We start from the raw sequence: 18,641 nt of genomic DNA on the forward strand, positions 1-18,641 counted from the left end.
GAGAAAAAAGAGATATTCTATCTTTTTTTAAAAAATAATGAATGGAGACAGTTTCCTTTCTTCTTAACGTGCGGAGACATCTCATGCTAAATTAGAAGCTAATGTCCCTCTTGAGATGAGAGAAACAGAGTATCTCACAGGGTATAACCAGAGGCTAGGTTACCATGACATTTCACCTTCATGAACGTGGCACTCAAGCATCTTATGGTTAGCTGTTCAGCCGTGAGCCCATAAGTTATCCTCTAAGATCTTCACGCTCAAGCCTCTATCCCTTTCTTAAAGTTCCTCACTACGAGGAAAAGGTCTAGGCGTAAAGATACCTTTTCCTGCCGTCATTCTTTACTTCTTTGAATTTCAAAAGACAAGGTTAGCACGTAATATGTGTTTCTCTAGCTATATTGTTTAAGTCTACGGTATACATCTGTAAAATTTCCCAATCTTAAGTCTAAGTAAGTTACATTCAATTCAAAAGAATCGTCTCAAAAACTTTTTAAACTAACATATATATAATTTTAGAAGTAATCTAAAAAATAAAAACAAATCAAAGAAAAGATCATGTCTACAGCAAAAGAGATAATCAAAAAGTATTAATAATATTTTCAATTAAATATTTAATTAAACAGTTAATTGTATATTTAATTAGTATCTTTAGATCAATAAGAAATTCATTTAAATTAGAAGTAGGCAAGAAGATACTCAATAAGATAGAACTATACTCGATATCAGTCAAAAATTATGTGTGGTAGAAAATCTCTGTCATTGATGGACTGTATTTATAAATATCCTAGTAGTATTTTGTTAAGTTTCTCTTGGGATTTCTTAGTCACACTATCCTTCAGTCTTTACATCTTGAGGGATTTGGCAGAGGCAATACATTTGTTTATAAGGCCTACTTTATTTCTCTTTCTAGGATTAATTTCTTTTTTCCTCTTATTTTACAGATATATTCTAACAAAAACTTGAACTTGTTCAGGCTCTTGCGTTCTATTGCACTTTAGTGAAAAGGACTGCAAAGCTTAGTTTATTGAGCTCTTTTGACTCCCTTGACGCACATATATGCTCCTTCCTCGTCTTCCCTGGGAAACTCAGGAGTCTCCTGGTCAGCTGGACCATAACGCAAGACTGATACGATCTTCTCGATTTTAAAGAACTTACTTACCAAGGTAACGAAGTCCTTCCCAGATATGAAATGGGCATGAGAATAATACTTATGACCTCTCCTTCCCAACTGAGAATAGAACTCTCCCCAAGGCGAGTCAGCCTTCACTACACAACCTACAAAGTAACCTCTTGTAACCCTTTCAACCTCTCTCATGAATTCCTCCAAGTTATCCAGGAAACACAACGTTACTGAGGTAAACACGCATGGGAAAGCCCCTTCTCTGAAGGGAAGAAAGTGGGCTTCAGCTTGCACCCTATCCCCTTTCATTGAACGGAGTACAAGCTCCGAGATGTCCACGGACACTACTCGTCCATTAATGCTCTCGTGGAATATTGAGGGACCTGATCCAACGTCCAGACAGTTCTCCAACTTCAGCATTTCAATTACCTTCCTTTCGTTCTCGTAAGTTACCTTGTGGACTCTATACCAGTTAAGATAGCCATCTGGATCGTCGAACAAGTTCATATTTCTGTATGCGGTCAAAAGTTTTTAACCATTCCATGATTTTTGTGAACCTGCCATGCCCTAGACAAACTTCTTAGTTCGAAGCCTCACCTTATCAAAAGAGGGCGGAGATCAACGCTAGTCCCAAACCAGAGCACTTCCTGCATTAGTTGAATAAACGTAGCTCCAGATGAGGAAGAGAGGGGTACTTCATGAACGATCATTTTAACTAGGACGTATAGGCTACGCTCATCACGTCATGATTACCATTATGATCTTGAAACTGTATTTAAACCCTAATCCTAATATAAGGGAATCCTAATATAAGGGATTGTATACAACCCTCAGCGGTATTATTTCTTCCACACTTTTAACTCATGATAGTATAAAATTCCGTATAAAATTCTACATTTTCCTCCCAAAGAGAAGATCATATACTGTCGCAACCTACACATGACGCAAAAAATAATTTGTATGCGCCTTAAAAGACAAATATAAATAAAACATTAATTAGCTGCATGTATACTATGTGATTTATTTTTTAACTTGATGGGAGTCAAGGGGTCGGAAGATCTCCATCATAGGGTAGAGATGAATAGCCCCTTATAGAAACGTTATCTATAATTATGAAAATCAATAATCTCTTAGACCTCGGTTGAAAGAGCTGGGTCTTACGGTTGATACTGGAGAACTAAAGTATGTGGAGAGGAACCCTCCGTACCTCTCTTCCACACGGACATCACAAATCGTTTCCGTTAGGTGGAACCTCCGCTGTGAGTGAAGAGGGATCTAGGTTGCTCTCAGAAACGGGAAATCTCCATCGCGAGGTAGTGGTGCCCCGTCCGTAAGAGCGTGGTAGTTCAACAAAATAGTTATAGTCTCCATTAATTTACTTTTACTAACTTCCTCCGCTCTTCGATGGCGAGGGTTTTCCTCATCGATTCAGTCTTATACATCTCATCTGATGACAGCGGAGAGACTCATATACACAGTCCATTAAGGCTCAAGGTTGCAACGGCATCAAGGTCGTTCTGATAACCACTAGTATACGAAAAATATCAATGCCCTGCTTCCCTCATCTTTTGACCGCACTTAGAGCATGATATGATACTTAAATTCAAGGAAGAAGGGAATGAGGTATACATGTCATCATACTTAAATGATATTATATAAAGGACTTATGGTATAAAATATTTAAACGTAAAGTCTGTTTTTTTTTAAAAAAATAAATAAAAATGAGCTAAGAGTAAGTGTAAATGAGCTAAACATGATATTAGATCAGTTCGGAAGAATAAAGGAAACTAAAGGAATAAATGAAAACACAATAGAGTACCTAATTCTAGCTAACCAGCTCACTGGACCGATATTGAAATGCGGTAATTTCATTTGCTAGTGGGATAAAAATGAATAAGGAAGATATTATAAATTTTTTTAATAAAAGAATTACAATAGTGATTCTACCTACAGAACAATGTAACTTTAGATGTATATATTGTTATGAAAAATTTGAGAATAATAAAATGAATAGAAAAGTAATTGATGCTCTTAAAAATTTTCTAGAGAAGAGAATGATAGATCTAGATAGTTTAAGAGTAATATGGTTCGGAGGAGAGCCACTATTGGCTTACGATACTGTACTTGAGATCATGGAATATATTAATTCAAAAACTATAGAAGGAGTTCCCAAAATAGAAGGATTTATGGTAACCAATGGATATCTACTAAATCTAGATAAGGCCAAAAAGCTTACAGAACTTCATGTAAACGAATTTCAGATTACCTTGGATGGCGATGAGGACATTCATAATAGAAGAAGAATCAATATAGGTAAAAGATGCACATTCAACGTGATATGGAACAACATTAAATCTATTCTCAACTCCAATATTCCTTTAAAGATATATCTACGGATCCATCTATCCTCTGACAACATTGAATCTGTAAAATCTCTATTAAACAGAATAAAAAGAGAAATAGAATTACCTAGTAATCTAATAATCTCTTTCGCTAGATTAGGGAAATATGGTAGTGATTACGATAAATATTTGAATACAATGAATAATAACTCTATCTTAAAAGAATTAGTAAATTATGCCAATAGCCTTGGCTTAAAGATAGGATATCCAGATCTCAAAACTTCTTTATGTTATGCGTCCTTACCAACGTCCTTTGTTATAAGATCTAACGGGAAGTTAAGTAAATGCACGTTACTGCTTAGAGACGAAATTAACACGGTAGGAGAACTAAAAGAAGATGGTAGTTTAAATTTATATCAAGATAAAATAAGATGGTGGTCTAGAGGATTTTTTAGTGGCAATTCTAATGAATTAATATGCCCAGCCCAACCTTCAGAGTTCTTTTATAATCTCAAAGTTTTTGGTGACTTAAAAGAATGAAGTTCACTGATCCACTTAGGAACGATGGAACCAGGAAGATTGTTATATCAGAAGTCCTCTATCAGGAGAGTCCTCTTATTGAAGCGATACTAATGTTTATATATTATATATCTAAAAATATACTATTTGTAGGGCTGTTAATCTCCTTGATGTCCACGATAACATTAACAATGCCTATTAAAGGTATTTTATTCGATAAATACAACCCAAATTCCGTAGCTAAGATCTCGAAGTTGCTCGCAAACGGATGCTATCTCCTTGTAGCGATATTATCATTCCTTTACACTTTGCCCTACTCCATTTACTTTATCATAATATTTCTATTCATTGGCTTAAACATAGAATCGTTAGCAGGTTTCATATTAGGAGAGTGGATCAAGGAGAATGCAAAAGAAGAAGATACTAATATTATATTCTCATTTAGCTTCACATTAACTACGATAATAGGAGCAATAGTTATGTTACTGGTAGGAATTCTAGCTGAGACCTACGGGTTGATAGTAATTCAGATATATATTACTATTTATGTTATTTTACAATATATTAGATTGCTAATTATATCAAGTATAAAAATAAACAGAAATAAGGTTAGAACCAGCAAGATATACTTTAGGACTGGAATAAAAGACATTAGGTTGCTCCTACTGACATTTTCCGCAGTGATATTTTATTTCATCGCTTCAGGAACCTCGGTGGTTATCGTAAACATTATAGACAAAATAGGAAATTTCTTCGAAGTCTATGGAATTTATAGCTCTTTATCTTATTTCATAGCCTCTTTCGGAGGGTACCTTGCTTCTTTGACTTTCACTAAAAAGATTTCGCATCTCTTTCTCTTTCCTTTGATCTACTCAGGGATAAGCTTTCTCTTACTTTACTTCCCCTCGACGCTCTCTATATGGATTTTTACGTTAGTTTCCTCGCTTTCGATGGCAATATTTTCCTTAAATTACTATTCTATTTTGAATATCATTGTAAGCCAGGAACAATATGGAATACAGACTGGCTTTAGTAATGCCATGCAGAGTATTGGGAGTTTGGTGTCGCCATTAATATTCTCTTCCGTAATAGAGTTATTTTCTCTATCTGGTATAATAATTATAGTAGCCTTCTTTGTATTAATTTGTTTAGCAACATTAGCAATATTTAGTAAACTTTAACTCCACTTTATAGCTAATTATTATTTCTTTTATACTATGATTTAAATAAAGAATTAATATTTTTTGTCTTTCCTTACAATTTCATGCTCGTAACTTTCAGAACTTATTAATACGAATGCATTTTACTATTCCAAGTTAAATTGTCATTGCTGATTTATATATTAACAGAGTAAAATAAATTTAATTAATATAAACTATAATATTAGAGAAGATATTTATTAAATGAACTATAATTATGAGTCTAATTGAAATTAACTCGTACTAAGTCGATATAAAATAAAATTCAAGTGGATAACTAACTCCCTCATTGCATAGCGATGGTTTCCCTCTTCGATCCGCGGTTACGCCTCTCATTAAAGGTTAAGTTGAGAGGGTTAGATAACTCCTCACGATAAGGTCACCTAAAGCGACGACCCAGCGGTGGTTCTCATAATTACAAGTAAACCTAAAACATCAGCGTGATATCTCCACCTTTTCTGACTGCAGCTAGTACATCCAATATGAATTAGAGTGCATAACCTGCTGCGTACTTAAAGTAAGATCATTGCAAATGTTCGCATTTCTTCCCTGTGCGAAAAGCTACTTAAGGAATAGTTATAGACCCGAGCACCTCACATCATTCAACTCCTTCATAAGGGGGTCTGCAAGGAAGTACTTCCCTTTTCCCTCCAAAACGAGGAAAGAGTAATCCAGCAGATTCTGAAGTATAGTGTGAACTGTACCGTCGTTTACTTCCCTGCCCTCAAGTGCCTCAAGAGCGTTCTTGATGTCCTTCCATGAGCATCCTGACTTACAAGTCTCCAATACTCTGAGATACCTTTCCTTGGATCCCAACCTTCCTCCCTCAACCAGAAAGTCGCATAGCTCTTTAGATAACAATTTCCTAGCATACATCCTAGTGTACTCCATAGCTTGTCCGTCCCCTTCCTTTACGTATACGTATCCATAGTAAGTTAGCCAGCCAGGGTTACCTCCCAACCCCTCATAAACCTCCTCCCCTTTCCTGAAATTGATTCCTTGTTCCTCGAATCCCTTTTCAAGGAACTTGATTGACGTTTCCTTATCGAAAGTATTAACGTTGACCTCTACATGTGCCCTACCATAAAGAGGAGAATTCTCTTTTTCTAGCTTCAAGAATTTAGTCTTCACCCTCACCTCGGATCCCGTTATAATGAAGTTCACGTTCCTTAGGTTATCGAAAGCGTAAGCTATGGAGGGGAGGACGTCGTACCCTTTTAGTTTCATCAACTCCTGCGCCTCGTCTATGACCACAGTCACATTCCTACCTTTTTCATTAGCCCAGTCGTTTAACGAGGAAAGCACGTCTGAGAACTCTGTCCTTTCCTTTCCCCAGCTGAAGCTTAATGACATTCCCGCTACGCTCACTCCCTTTACAGCTTTGAAGTGATCTAAAACTCCTTTCCATTTTTTAGTTATGGAGTTTACTTCCCTTTCCAACACGCCTAGAAAGTCCTTGTATACTATGTATTCCCTATTTTCAAACCTTCTCATGTCCAGGAAGATGTGGATTGCCTTGACTTCGTTGAGGACTGATTTAACTAGAGATGTCTTACCAGTCCTCCTCAAACCCGATATTATTATAAGTGGAGAGTCCAGGGATCTCTTGAGTAGCTCTACCTCATTTTCCCTGTCAAATATATCTTTCAATTTCTCCTTAGGTCTAGGATCGAACAACATTTTACTTACCCCCTCATAAGTTACTTACCCCCTCATAAGTTATAAGTTCAGAGTAGCTCATAGAAGAGTTCCACTGTTATTGTTAAGTTGTATAACAGATCTAGAATAAATAGAAAAATATAGCTAGCTATAAAAAATACTCCAGCCAGCGCTGCTAGTCCGTTAACTAGAGGGTTATTATATCTGAAGTGAGCTAATGCATATCTCCTCCACTTCCCTCCTTTTTTCACGTATACCCCTGCCTCAGTGAACATGTCTAAGAACATGTGGGAAGGACCAACCAAGACTGAAGCCATAGCCAACCACCACAGGAAGTACCTCCAGATCAATCGACCAGTTAATACGCTGCTCACTGATCTTAATCTTACATTTCACTCAGTTATTATATTTATTATATTAGTGATAATCTTTAGATTTACTATGTTAAGAGACGTTCATCACTTTGTAATACTTTGACTTTTTATAAAGATTTGAACAACTTATATATATGAAGGCACATCAAACAGTACTCCTGTTGAGCCTTGCTTTCTTGTTGATTTCGCTAGGTGTTCCAGTTCACGCATCAGCGTCTAGCGTAACATCACAGGACTCAGGAAACGCAATAGGCATGGCAGACATAGGCGTCCTTCAAACGTCTAATGGGAACCTCTCATATACTACCTTTACCAACGCAATAATAGGGAGAATACAATTCAACGGAGGAGACTTCCTCTCTTATAACGGGACGTCTTACGTGAACCAAGCTTCAGTACAGTTAGATGGAGTAGTGAAAGCTGGCAATCAATATTTCTGGGTGCAAAATATGCCTATAATTCAGAGTGAAGGTGGAGGACTATACAAGATTTACCTTTCTGACTTAGTATGGAATATAACTCAGCCAGGCTCCAACATATCTACCTCGATTCCCATAGGTGGAAAAGGCTCTTTGACGACTAAAAATGGAGTTACTTTCTATGAATATAAGGATAATAAACCAATAATAACTAAAACACCTTTCGTATTACAGTTAATTACCTCAGCAAACGAGACAAATAATTACATGAACTTACAGTTTAGCTATTCATTTAGCAACTCTTCGACAATTGGAATAGGCGAATTCGACGATTTCGTCTTGGGCATTCCTCAATCTCCCTTATTTGTCATTGGAGGGGAAAATCCCTCAGGTCCAAATGGATTTGAAATGGTGATATCTGCTTCTAACGACTTTTCCACGTTATATGTGAATAGCTGGAACTCCACAATGTGGTCTGGATATTCCTATAATGGTGAATTCTACACAATGCCTTCAGCAATGTCTACGTCTTTTGGGATTACTGGTAAAGTCAGCCAGTCGCATGGTATATCTGAGACGTGGAATAATGCCATGGACTACGCGGTTCAGAGCTCAGGAGAATCTACAAACGGGTTCCTCTGGAACATATCAACCAGTGCTAGTTATTCTCAAGGAAAGCTCACAGTTTACGTAACGCCAGGTGACTCTATGTGGAAGTTAACGGTTAAGAATGCTCAGACTGGATTGGAGGTTTTCTCCAGTCAAATAAACGGATCTTCAGAGAGCTTCAACTTCAATGCAAATCAAGGTTACTACATAGCAGACTTTCAGATGATGGCTGGACCTTCGTTGATTTATACTACCCAAGTAGACTTCTCGACAAACGACTACGCCTTGGTATCAGTTTCGACTGTAGTACCCCATTATTACGTAAACGGAATCGAAGAACCTTCCAATAGCACTGTTCCAGTCCACCTTCCTTCCTCCATCTGCTTCCCTAAGACATATCAAATAGGTTTGGGCGAAAGGCTCTTCTTCAAATATTCCTTAGTTGATGGAGTGAAAGAAGGAAACATAGTTAACATTACATCGCCTGGAACCTATACCATAAATGCTACATATGTACTACAATATGAGGTCGGGTTCCCATTCAACGTGACACTTACGGTAAACGGAGTAACTGAGAATTTCAAGCTAGGTTGGATTAACGTTGATTCAACGCTTAACATTTCCAATCAGACTGACTATATTTCAAACGGAACAAGAGCTATAATTACTTCACCTCTTAGCTTCAAGGTTGAGACTCCAATTAACGTGACGCTACAAGGGCACTACATAATTCAATATTTAGTTAAGTTCCCCTTCAACGTAACGATAATAGTTGATAAGTCAACTTACTTCGTTAATTCTTCGTGGATAACGAAGGGATATACCGTGAATTTACCAACTCAGATAATACCGGTAAAAGATGGAGTGAGGTATTACGTAGAGCCTTCTGAGTTCCAAGTTAACGAACCGATTACTTTCCCAGTTGCTTACGTTGTTCAATACTTGGTTAGGTTCCCCTTCAACATCACGGTATCAGTTAACGGAACAGTCATGAACTTCGCTCAGTCATGGATTAACTCCTCCTCAATAGTTGTAGCAAGCCTACAGCAGATTCACATAGCTAAGGGAGTGATGTATAACGTAAGCTCCTTCTCTTTCGTTGTCAATAAGCCAATGAACTATACCCCAGTATACGGGGTTTACTATTATGTCAGCTTGACAACCCCAATTCCTGTCAACATAAACGGAGAAAACTACACAATTAATTCCGGATATTATCTTAAGGGGACTCATATTACTTTCTATAGCGTATTCTACGTGAACTCTACGGAGAGGTTGCTAGTTAGAAGTAATGTATCACAGCTGAACTTAACAGAACCTTCCTCAATTAGTGACAGTTACATTGTACAATACCTTATACATCTACCATTTAACATGACCTTCTCGGTCAACGGAAAACAAGAAACTGGGCAGAGTTCATGGGTAAATTCAGGATCTAACGTTGTCGTAAAGCCTCAATTCATTTACGTGAATTCCACGGAGAGGTATTCAGTCAACGGAGAAAACTTTACTGTAACTGCCCCGAGATCTGTCAACCTACCTTATACCGTGGAATACCTAGCGAATATAAACGGCAATAGGACTTGGTACCCTATAGGAAGTGTAATTAAATTGCAAGCGCCTCAAGGGTTCTTCCAAGTGGTAACTTGGCAGGGAACTTACCAGGAACCTAACGGAGCCACAATTAAGGTAAATGGACCAATCACCGAAACATCAATAACTTCAACCAACTACGTCAACGTTGGAATAGTGACAACGATAATTATCCTGATAATTGCGCTCACTGTCGCTATTCTCTTAAAGAGGAGCAAAGGAGGCAGCGGAAATACTCAAAAATGATAGAAAAAGGCATGCTAAATATAAATTATTAATTTAATAATTTTTTATGTATACAGGAAGATTAAATAAAACTTTGTCTATTAATTCCTTAAGGGTTATTCTCTTTTTTCGTGTGAACTACCCAGCCCCTACGGAAGGGGTTTTCTCCCCCCCTTAACCCCCTCGTTAAGTTAAAATATTTATAATTTAAAAGTTAGTACTATATATTAGATTGTTCATAAGAAAATAAAGATAAAAATATATAACCAATGAAAGAAAACGTTAGTTAGTAGAGCGTTTAATAACTATGCATGTCAAATTAACATATGAAGATCTCAGAAATTCAACCTATAGTCCTTACCTCTAAAGAGAAAGGAGCGGCCACTTGGGCATCGTCTATGATCTTAGTAAAGTTAGTTACCTCAAACGGGGAGATAGGATATGGGGAAGCCGTTCCAACGCTGAGAATAATCTCTGTTTACAACGCAATTAAGCAAGTCTCGAAGTCGTATGTAGGAAAGGAAGTTGAAGACGTGGAAAAGAACTATCATGAATGGTACAAACAAGACTTTTATCTAGGTAGATCATTCGAATCTGCGACCTCTGTCAGTGCAATAGACATAGCCTCTTGGGATATTTTAGGCAAGGAATTGGGAGCTCCAATTTACAAGCTACTTGGAGGAAAGGTAAGGGACAAGGTTCCCGTTTACGCCAACGGGTGGTATAAGGACTGTGTCACCCCTCTGGACTTTGCTGAAAGAGCTAAGGAAGTAATGGGGAGAGGTTACAAAGCCGTGAAATTCGACCCATTTGGGGAATACTTCAATTGGATAGACGAAATGGGTCTCAGGGAGAGCGAGGAACGCGTTAAGGCCGTAAGGGAGGCTTTAGGAGAAGACGCGGGAATCCTTATAGAGCACCACGGCAGATTTAACTCCAAGTCGTCTCAGTTGGTTGCGAAAAGATTAGAAAAGTATAATCCGTTGTTCATGGAGGAGCCTGTCCACCATGAAGACGTTGAAGGTCTGAAGGAATACAGAGAAAGGACAAACGTCAGGGTAGCTCTGGGGGAAAGGTTAGTAAGTTTAAAGGAGGCTTATTTCTACATTTCTCAGGGTTTAGTTGACGTTCTTCAGCCTGATATAACAAATATAGGAGGAGTTACAATCGCGAAAAAAGTAGTAGACATAGCTGAAGCTAGAGACCTGGAAATTGCCTTTCATAACGCCTTCGGACCAATACAGAACGCAGTATCCATACAAGTTTCAGCTACAGTAAATAACTTGCTTATGTTGGAGAACTTTTACGACTGGTTTCCACAATGGAAGAGGGATCTAATAGGTAACGTAACACCGGTAGAGGAAGGCCATGTAAGGGTACTGGAAAAACCAGGGATAGGAGTTGAGGTTAACGAAAAACTGGTTGACGAACTAAAGGCTGAGCCTGAGGCACTGGATGTTAAGGAAGAACCAGTATGGGTAGTAGGAGGAACGTGGAAACGATACCTGAAGTGATAAAAATGGCTGAGATTATTGTTCCTATACTTACCCCCTTTAAGGGAAATAAAATAGACAAAGAAATTCTAAAAGAGCACGCATCATCACTGCTGAAGGCTGGAGTGGACAGAATTTTCGTGAACGGGACTACAGGGATGGGACCTGCGCTTTCAAGGGAAGAAAAGGAGACTACGCTAAGGGCAGTAATGGAGGTAACAGAAAAGGTGATATTCCAGATAGGCGGGCTTAACATGGATGACGTTAAATACCTTGCCAAGTTGGCAAAGGATTTATCTGTAAAGACAGTAGCGTCTTATGCGCCTTATTACTTCACTGGATTGCCCAGATGGTTAATAATCAAGTACTTCAAAGAGATATGCGAAATTCACGATGAAGTGTACTTGTATAACTATCCGTCAGCTGTAGGGAAAGACGTAGATGCGGAAACCGTAAGCGAGATAGGATGCATTAAAGGGGTAAAGGATACAAATGATTCTATAAACCATAGCCTGCAATATAAGAAAATTCCCAACATGAAGGTATTCAACGGAGCCGATACATTAGTAATGACGGCTATCTCAACTGGTTTAGACGGCACGGTTTCTGCTGCTGCCAACTTCGTTCCGGACGTCCTTGTAAACATAAGGGAGAGGGTGTTAAAAGCAGATATAGGAAGTGCAATGAGGTTGCAGTTCATGGTAGATGAACTTGTATCAACAGCTAAGGGCTTTGGTTATATTCCTTCTATCTACGTACTGACCAAGGAGTTAATGGGGTATGACGTTGGAGAACCTAGGCCTGTACTGTTCCCGCTCAACGAATCGCAGAGTATGGAATTATTAAACAAAACTAGAGAAATATTCGAAAAGTATTCATGGAGTAAGAAGTGATATATACTTAGCACTTCAAGTTTCAACATATTACAGCACGGTGAGCTTATATCTTAATGGAACTAATTGAAAGATATGGTAAAGATAATAGCGATAGGAGAACCGATGGTAGAACTTAACGCCTTTACACAAGGTAGACTCAGGGACGTAAGCTACTTCGAGAAACACGTAGCCGGAGCTGAGCTTAACTTTTGCATGGCCTCGGTGAGGAACGGAGTCCCGTGTTCCCTTATAGCTAAAGTAGGAAACGACGAATTCGGTTATAATATCATTGAATATGCTAGAGGAAAAGGAATAGACGTTTCCATGATAAAAGTTGACACAGAACATCCTACTGCTATATTCTTCATCCAGAGGGGGTTTCCAATTCCAATGAGAAGTTCCTCGGTATATTACAGAAAGGGAAGCGCAGGGAGTACAATTTCTATCAATGACCTAGACCTAGAAAAGATAAGGGAAGCTGACATAGTTCATACCACAGGAATTACCATGGCAATTAGCGACTCCGCGAGGGAAGCCGCCTTAACTGCAATGAAGGAAGCCAAAATGACGAGTTTCGACACCAATATAAGGTTGAACTTATGGTCTCCAGAAAAAGCAAGGTATACGTTAAGGGAAGCAATAAAGAACGTAGATATACTTGTAACTGATCCGGACGACGCCCAAATAATAGGAGGGATAAAGGATCCGGACGAAGCGTTTTCCTTCTTCTCATCACTCGGTGTCAAAACCTTAGTTTACAAGACAGGGATAGAGGGAACCTTCGTATTCCACGAAGGAAGAAAGATGTTACAAAGAGGATTTCATGTTCAAGTAGAGGACCCAACCGGTGCGGGTGATTCACTTTCCGGCACCTTCGTTTCCCTCCTATTGAAGGGAAAACCAGTGGAATACGCGATTTCCCACGCTGTAGCATCAGCTACCTTGGTAGTTACCGTAAGAGGAGACAACGAAATAATCCCCGATGAGGAATCAGCTGAAAAATTCCTCAAGGAATTTAAGTGAAAGAAAAGATATTAATAGTATGGAAAAAACGAAAGAGCCAATTAAGAAGACAGAGCTAAATCTCACTTCTGCCGAGTTCCAATCTATATTTGAGAAAAGGGAAGTACCGACATTTAAAACGTATTTGGCTGGAAAATGGGTTTCGGGTTCAGATCCGGAAGGATTAAAGGTAGTCTCCCCGATAGATTTGTCTGTAATTGCAAAAGCGCCTAAGCTTTCCCTTCAGGAAGTAAAGGATGCAATAGAAGTGAACTTCGAAAAGGGAAGATGGGACATAAGGAACATGCCGGGCGAGAAGAGACTTAAGGTATACCATAGGGTTGCTGATCTAATAGAAAAGACCAGGGAGGATTTCGTGGAAGTTCTCATGTTAAATAATGGCAAAATTAGGGCTGCAGCTAATGGTGAGGTAGATGCCGCAATAGAGAGGCTAATCAGGGCAGACTTAGACGCCAAGAAAATATATGGAGACTTCGTTCCAGGGGATTGGAGCAGTGAAAGTCTAGAAACTGAGGCAATAGTTACCCGTGAACCCCTTGGTTTAGTCCTAGCCATAGTTCCTTTTAATTACCCATTATTTGACACAGTTAATAAAATAGTGTACTCTACCGTGATAGGAAATGCAGTTATGGTGAAACCGCCGTCTTCTACACCTTTGCCTCTAATCATGTTAGCTAGACTATTTGAAATTGCAGGTTTACCTCCAACTTCGCTATCGATAATAACCCTTCCAGGATCGGAGATGGACGAGATAGTCAAGGACAAGAGATTTCAGGTAATCTCTTTGACTGGAAGCACTGAGACAGGAGAACACGTGATAAAGGTAGGGGGTATTAGACAATATCTCATGGAACTTGGTGGAGGAGACCCCGTAATAGTGCTGAAGGATGCTACATTTCCTCTTACGCCGCAGAGGATCGTGACGGGAATAACAAGTTATACTGGACAAAGATGCGATTCTGTGAAATTAATCTTCGCAGAGGAAGAGATTTATGATAAGCTAAAACATGACATAATCGAGGAAATGAAGAAGGTAAAGGTTGGAGATCCAAGGGAGGAAGGAATAAATGCAGGTCCCATCATAGACAAGAAAACTGCTGAAGAGTGGGAGAACGCAATACAGGATGCAATCAAGAAAGGAGGCAAGCAACTAGTGGGCGGAAAGAGAGTTGGTGCTACATATATAGAGCCAGCACTGATAGAAGTGGATAAGGAAAAATTAAAGGACCTATACCTTTTCAACAAGGAGGTATTTGCGTCTGTAGCTCTCCTAGTAAAGGTAAAGGATGCAAACGAGGCTATCCAATTGGCTAACTCCAGGAGATATGGATTAGATGCGTCGATATTTGGAAATGATATAAATAGAATTAGAGAATTAATAAGAAAGCTTGAGGTAGGCGCGGTTTACGTCAACGATGCACCGAAACATGGAATTGGATATTTCCCCTTCGGAGGAAGGAAGGACTCTGGAGTTGGAAGGGAAGGAATAGGCTATACAATAGAATATGTAACAGCTATGAAGACAATTGTCTACAACTACAAGGGAAGAAACGTGTGGAAATACATGTAAAACAAGGTTTTTCTCCTCTAAAATATTTAAACCTTTTATAAATAGGTATAATTTATTAACTATACTAATATAGTTAGATTATGAATCAAAGTGAAAAAAATAAGATAATAGATCTGAGAGGCGAACCGTGTCCAGAACCACAAATAGAGGTAATAAAGAGGCTAAATTCAATGAGAGTTGGAGAGACCCTTGAAATAGTTAGTGATTCTGAACCAACCGATTTCGGAATTCCCTCAATTTGCGAGTCTAGAGGTTATCCGTGTAAAATAGAGAAAAATGGTAACTCTTATAGAATAATGATAACAAAATCAAAATGATAATTAAGACTTTTTTTTAAAAAAAATTGAAGAAGTAAAACTAAAAACGTATACCTTTTATAAATAGGTATAAAATTATATACATAAATATGGAATTATCTATAATAAAATTAATTATATTAAATTAAATACAGTTACTGTGCCAAGATTCGGTTTCATGTGATTCATATCTCATCTACATCTTTTATTTTAATTAAGTTGAAACTTTCACTGGGTCTTATCCTATGAAATGAACATAAACGCTTAAGACGTGCTCTAGTAATGTATTTGATAAACTAATACTCGAAATAAAGATAAGTTTTTTAACTTATGTACGTTAATTAACTTAGAGGAGAAATGCTAGAGAACGTGAAAGGAGTCTTGGGCGTCTACCAAGTGAAGGGTAAATCCCTTGTAAAGTTGTGGGGAGACGACTTGAGAATAGACAAGGAAAAGTTAGTTTCCTATCTCCTTGAAAATATGGAGATAGGTTATTCTCAAGCTCCAAAGCTCAAAATGGGATCTTTCCTTGGTTACGCCATGATAGTCGATGATACTGGGATTGTATTCCTTAATAATTATTTAATTATAACTGATCCCAAAAAGGTAAATTGGGATCACGTTATTCCTTATATGATGAAGGAGGTGACAAGAGCATGAAAGGAAAGGAAATATTAGGAGAATTGAACATAAACCAAAGTGGAAAAGTAATAGGACATGCTGGAGACATCGAAAACCCGGAGGAGATAGGCGAAATAATATCATATAACTTAAAGAAAGGAATGGAGGAGGCTAAAGACCTTGGTTTCTCTTCAATTCATGGATTTGCAATGATAGGAAGCGAGAGAAGCCTAGCCTTCATGAAAGGAAAGGCCTTAATATTGGACACAAAACAAACCAGTTGGCAGGACATATTCCTTGGATATGTATTCTCTAAGTGGATCCTTATTCTAGGAATAGTGGTTACTATACTAGCGTTGGGAATTATGGCAACGGGAGTCTTCACTAACATTTTCACATGGTTCTCTTTAAATTCCAGACTATACTTTTCAATTGCTGCTCTGATAGTAGGCATCAGTTTGATCTTCATGTCTAAAAGTGAGCTAAGCTATAGGTTATAAACTTTTTTTAAAAAAAGAAAGTAATTTTTCTTTGGTTGCTTAGTTTTGCATAAATAATAAAATATAACCTTTTAATCTATTAATTTACTCCTTACGTAATTTTATGATCTATTTTAATTTCTAAGTTTAGTGAGTTATTTTTTACTGTACTCTCACGCATTTAAAAATCTTGATGAAAAGGTGGAAAACAACTATGAGAGAAACAATGGATAAAGCTTTAATTTGATTAAGAAGATTTCCATCAGAATGATGAGAGCGACCGTAAATGAAGGATGAGATTATTCCTTTAAGCTGACGTGAAAGCTAAAATCGAAACTAAAATAAAATATAGAGATAACAACATCAATCCCTCTATTCTACCTAGCTTTCTATCCTTAATGAGCCATGTAGTGATTATGGTTACTAATATCACGGCTGCGAACTCTGTTCTGTCGCTTGCAAGTGCAACTCCACCGTATGAAAAAATCCCTATGATTCCTATCAACACGGACATGTTTTCTATTTTACTCCCTACAAAGCTCATTACTGCAGTAGTCACATTTTCTGGCGATTTCATGATAAGCCTTATAGCTGAAACCTTTTCTTCTAATTCTCCAGCTATAGGCATAAGTATAAGGGAAACTAAAATAGGAGGAAAACCAACGTAAAGCGAAAGGTTCTGAATGGCTGAAACGAAATAATCCGAAATAAATACCAACGGTATTCCTCCAGCTAAGAGATAGGCTATACCCTTTTTCATATTGCCTTCCTTTTCATGTTGTTCCAGTGATGAAAAGTGCCTATACCTAGATGTCACATAATAAATGTAAGGCATTAATGATATTACACCAGTTACCAAATTAAGTTCCCCTATAATAGTAATAATTGAAAGAACTATTAACGATATTATTAAGGCCTTAAGTTCTAAGGTGAAATCCCTATCGAGTTTTACCGTGCTAGTTTTATACTTTAGAGAATAAGAAAGAGAGACAATTCCCATCCCCACCGTAAAGAGGATCATGTTTCCGCCAATTGCAGATCCAAGAGCAACTTGATAAAATCCGTCTAGTATTGCTACAATTACGAAAACGGTTTCAGGAAACGCTGTCATCAGGCCCAAGATTACTCCTCCCGCCATTCCCTTATCTAACCTCCTCTCTAGTTCTTCAGTTCCTAAAGCCAGAAGTTCGGAACAAAGGCCAGTCAAAATCATTAGAACTGCGGTTTCAAGGACTAACGAATAAACGTTCACTAATTCCTCTTAAGTTCGCGATCCCTTTAAGCTTTAATCTGAAGGCATTTCCCGTTCTATGTGCTTCTTTTAGGCTTACCTTCTTTACTGGTTTTTTCTCTCTGTTCTAGACTTCCGTAACTTATTCTAAAATTCTTGGGAATCTTTGGCTTCATCGAATCAAAATTTAACTTAAGTGCTATAGCAGTTAACGGAGGCAATAATACATATGCGAGGAAAAGTGCGGTATCACCTATCGGACTGAAGAATACGATATTTGCAGCAGGTATCGCTTCAGCTAAAAGAATTGGTATTGATATACAACAACTTCCTCCACCTATAACGCCGAAAAGTGGAGCGAGTATTATAACCTTGGTCCTTTTAAGCATGCTGGAGTATTGTAATACCTTTAAGATGTTAGCTGTAACTAAGGTAGCTATAACTAGACCCATGGATAATGCATAAAATGATAATTCAAAGTAATAGTTAGGTGGAAATCCTCCCACAATTGCGGGATTGAGTATTATATTGTAAAATAGCGTGAGAGGAGAGGAAGGATAGAACGGAGAGTATGTCATTGCAATGAATGGAGAAGAAACATGAAACAATACACCATAAATACCTGTGAGAAGTTTCTCAAGCGCTATACTATAAACGAAGTAATGCAAGGCTAAGTATCCTGTGAAGATAGACAAAGTTAGTGTTGATATCTTGGACCTTATCAAGGAGACCTCAGGTTTCAGAAACTTAAAGGTTAATACCAGTAATGATGACCAGAATATCAAGTTTCCAACGATAACATAAGCGAAATAGCTTGGAGAGTCTGGTGTTATCCAGAGGATTAACATCCCTAAAACTATGCCCATTACTTGATAAAGAATACTCTTTTCCACATGGCTAATTGTACTTAATGCTTTTTAAAATTTCTTTTCTATTTAGGTTATCTTTAGATAATAACCTTGGAAATTAAAAACGTATAACCAAAATAAAACAA

The 18,641-nt window shown here is 37.9% G+C and carries 16 protein-coding genes; 11 read left to right on the forward strand and 5 right to left on the reverse strand.

The genetic code is table 11. The features are described 5' to 3' along the window. Window positions 1-1,021: 1,021 nt before the first annotated feature. Window positions 1,022-1,645 carry a class I SAM-dependent methyltransferase gene (locus RQ359_RS10515; RefSeq protein ID WP_457921200.1) on the reverse strand — a complete coding sequence of 208 codons (624 nt, stop codon included), beginning with the start codon at window positions 1,643-1,645 and terminating at the stop codon, window positions 1,022-1,024. A gap of 1,228 nt (window positions 1,646-2,873) precedes the next feature. Between RQ359_RS10515 and RQ359_RS10520 the strand changes: the two genes are divergently transcribed. Genes RQ359_RS10520 through RQ359_RS10530 form a run of 3 tightly spaced genes read left to right on the forward strand, consistent with a single transcriptional unit; the run spans window position 2,874 to window position 5,162 of the window. Then, window positions 2,874-2,999 carry a hypothetical protein gene (locus RQ359_RS10520; protein ID WP_256202162.1) on the forward strand — a complete coding sequence of 42 codons (126 nt, stop codon included), beginning with the start codon at window positions 2,874-2,876 and terminating at the stop codon, window positions 2,997-2,999. 10 nt (window positions 3,000-3,009) lie between these two features. Continuing rightward, window positions 3,010-4,002 (forward strand): radical SAM protein, encoded by a 993-nt coding sequence (locus RQ359_RS10525; protein WP_156016511.1) that lies wholly within the window; start codon window positions 3,010-3,012, stop codon window positions 4,000-4,002. After that, window positions 3,999-5,162 carry an MFS transporter gene (locus RQ359_RS10530; protein WP_156016510.1) on the forward strand — a complete coding sequence of 388 codons (1,164 nt, stop codon included), beginning with the start codon at window positions 3,999-4,001 and terminating at the stop codon, window positions 5,160-5,162. Before RQ359_RS10525 ends, RQ359_RS10530 begins: the two co-directional genes overlap by 4 nt. A gap of 594 nt (window positions 5,163-5,756) precedes the next feature. On the opposite strand, the gene RQ359_RS10535 is transcribed toward RQ359_RS10530, so the two are convergent. Together RQ359_RS10535 and RQ359_RS10540 are read right to left on the reverse strand one after the other, a co-directional pair. Next, on the reverse strand, window positions 5,757-6,860 hold the full coding sequence (locus RQ359_RS10535; RefSeq protein WP_054838522.1) for an AAA family ATPase: 1,104 nt from the start codon (window positions 6,858-6,860) through the stop codon (window positions 5,757-5,759). A 47-nt stretch (window positions 6,861-6,907) separates the two neighbouring features. After that, window positions 6,908-7,213 (reverse strand): hypothetical protein, encoded by a 306-nt coding sequence (locus RQ359_RS10540; protein WP_156016509.1) that lies wholly within the window; start codon window positions 7,211-7,213, stop codon window positions 6,908-6,910. A gap of 134 nt (window positions 7,214-7,347) precedes the next feature. On the opposite strand from RQ359_RS10540, the gene RQ359_RS10545 reads away from it, so the two are divergent. The 8 genes from RQ359_RS10545 to RQ359_RS10580 all read left to right on the forward strand — a co-directional run bounded on the left by RQ359_RS10545 (window position 7,348) and on the right by RQ359_RS10580 (window position 16,437). Continuing rightward, window positions 7,348-10,080, forward strand: a complete 2,733-nt coding sequence (locus RQ359_RS10545; RefSeq protein ID WP_156016508.1) for a thermopsin family protease — start codon at window positions 7,348-7,350, stop codon at window positions 10,078-10,080. Between the two features lie 305 nt (window positions 10,081-10,385). Beyond that, window positions 10,386-11,573 (forward strand): mandelate racemase/muconate lactonizing enzyme family protein, encoded by a 1,188-nt coding sequence (locus tag RQ359_RS10550; RefSeq protein WP_156016507.1) that lies wholly within the window; start codon window positions 10,386-10,388, stop codon window positions 11,571-11,573. Continuing rightward, complete coding sequence (locus tag RQ359_RS10555; protein WP_240900041.1) at window positions 11,534-12,445, forward strand: dihydrodipicolinate synthase family protein; 912 nt, start codon at window positions 11,534-11,536, stop codon at window positions 12,443-12,445. Before RQ359_RS10550 ends, RQ359_RS10555 begins: the two co-directional genes overlap by 40 nt. A 75-nt stretch (window positions 12,446-12,520) precedes the next feature. Next, window positions 12,521-13,450 (forward strand): bifunctional 2-dehydro-3-deoxygluconokinase/2-dehydro-3-deoxygalactonokinase, encoded by a 930-nt coding sequence (gene kdgK, locus RQ359_RS10560; RefSeq protein ID WP_054838525.1) that lies wholly within the window; start codon window positions 12,521-12,523, stop codon window positions 13,448-13,450. Window positions 13,451-13,490: 40 nt separating this feature from the next. Then, window positions 13,491-15,020, forward strand: coding sequence for an NADP-dependent glyceraldehyde-3-phosphate dehydrogenase (gene gapN / locus RQ359_RS10565; protein WP_054838526.1), 1,530 nt, complete (start codon window positions 13,491-13,493; stop codon window positions 15,018-15,020). Window positions 15,021-15,100: 80 nt separating this feature from the next. After that, a complete protein-coding gene (locus RQ359_RS10570; RefSeq protein WP_156016505.1) occupies window positions 15,101-15,337 on the forward strand; it encodes a sulfurtransferase TusA family protein in 237 nt (78 codons plus the stop codon). A 336-nt stretch (window positions 15,338-15,673) separates the two neighbouring features. Next, the gene (locus RQ359_RS10575) at window positions 15,674-15,976 is read left to right on the forward strand and encodes a hypothetical protein (protein WP_054838528.1); all 303 of its coding nucleotides are present in this window, start codon (window positions 15,674-15,676) and stop codon (window positions 15,974-15,976) included. After that, a complete protein-coding gene (locus tag RQ359_RS10580) occupies window positions 15,973-16,437 on the forward strand; it encodes a hypothetical protein (RefSeq protein WP_054838529.1) in 465 nt (154 codons plus the stop codon). Before RQ359_RS10575 ends, RQ359_RS10580 begins: the two co-directional genes overlap by 4 nt. Window positions 16,438-16,723: 286 nt before the next feature. Here the strand turns inward: RQ359_RS10580 and RQ359_RS10585 are convergent, their stop codons facing one another. Beyond that, window positions 16,724-17,668 (reverse strand): sodium:calcium antiporter, encoded by a 945-nt coding sequence (locus RQ359_RS10585; RefSeq protein ID WP_054838530.1) that lies wholly within the window; start codon window positions 17,666-17,668, stop codon window positions 16,724-16,726. Between the two features lie 56 nt (window positions 17,669-17,724). Then, a complete protein-coding gene (locus tag RQ359_RS10590; RefSeq protein WP_206338978.1) occupies window positions 17,725-18,540 on the reverse strand; it encodes a hypothetical protein in 816 nt (271 codons plus the stop codon). Between the last annotated feature and the right edge of the window lie 101 nt (window positions 18,541-18,641).

It is taken from the genome of Sulfuracidifex metallicus DSM 6482 = JCM 9184, assembly GCA_032834875.1.
In the GTDB taxonomy this organism is placed as follows: domain Archaea; phylum Thermoproteota; class Thermoprotei_A; order Sulfolobales; family Sulfolobaceae; genus Sulfuracidifex; species Sulfuracidifex metallicus.

What these genes read in the sequence shown, in the direction of transcription:
- RQ359_RS10520 (WP_256202162.1), top strand. Translation starts at nt 2,874, where the DNA reads ATGATATTAGATCAGTTCGGAAGAATAAAGGAAACTAAAGGAATAAAT.
- RQ359_RS10525 (WP_156016511.1), top strand. Translation starts at nt 3,010, where the DNA reads ATGAATAAGGAAGATATTATAAATTTTTTTAATAAAAGAATTACAATA.
- RQ359_RS10530 (WP_156016510.1), top strand. Translation starts at nt 3,999, where the DNA reads ATGAAGTTCACTGATCCACTTAGGAACGATGGAACCAGGAAGATTGTT.
- RQ359_RS10535 (WP_054838522.1), bottom strand. Translation starts at nt 6,860, where the DNA reads ATGTTGTTCGATCCTAGACCTAAGGAGAAATTGAAAGATATATTTGAC.
- RQ359_RS10545 (WP_156016508.1), top strand. Translation starts at nt 7,348, where the DNA reads ATGAAGGCACATCAAACAGTACTCCTGTTGAGCCTTGCTTTCTTGTTG.
- RQ359_RS10550 (WP_156016507.1), top strand. Translation starts at nt 10,386, where the DNA reads ATGAAGATCTCAGAAATTCAACCTATAGTCCTTACCTCTAAAGAGAAA.
- RQ359_RS10555 (WP_240900041.1), top strand. Translation starts at nt 11,534, where the DNA reads ATGGGTAGTAGGAGGAACGTGGAAACGATACCTGAAGTGATAAAAATG.
- kdgK (WP_054838525.1), top strand. Translation starts at nt 12,521, where the DNA reads ATGGTAAAGATAATAGCGATAGGAGAACCGATGGTAGAACTTAACGCC.
- RQ359_RS10570 (WP_156016505.1), top strand. Translation starts at nt 15,101, where the DNA reads ATGAATCAAAGTGAAAAAAATAAGATAATAGATCTGAGAGGCGAACCG.
- RQ359_RS10575 (WP_054838528.1), top strand. Translation starts at nt 15,674, where the DNA reads ATGCTAGAGAACGTGAAAGGAGTCTTGGGCGTCTACCAAGTGAAGGGT.
- RQ359_RS10580 (WP_054838529.1), top strand. Translation starts at nt 15,973, where the DNA reads ATGAAAGGAAAGGAAATATTAGGAGAATTGAACATAAACCAAAGTGGA.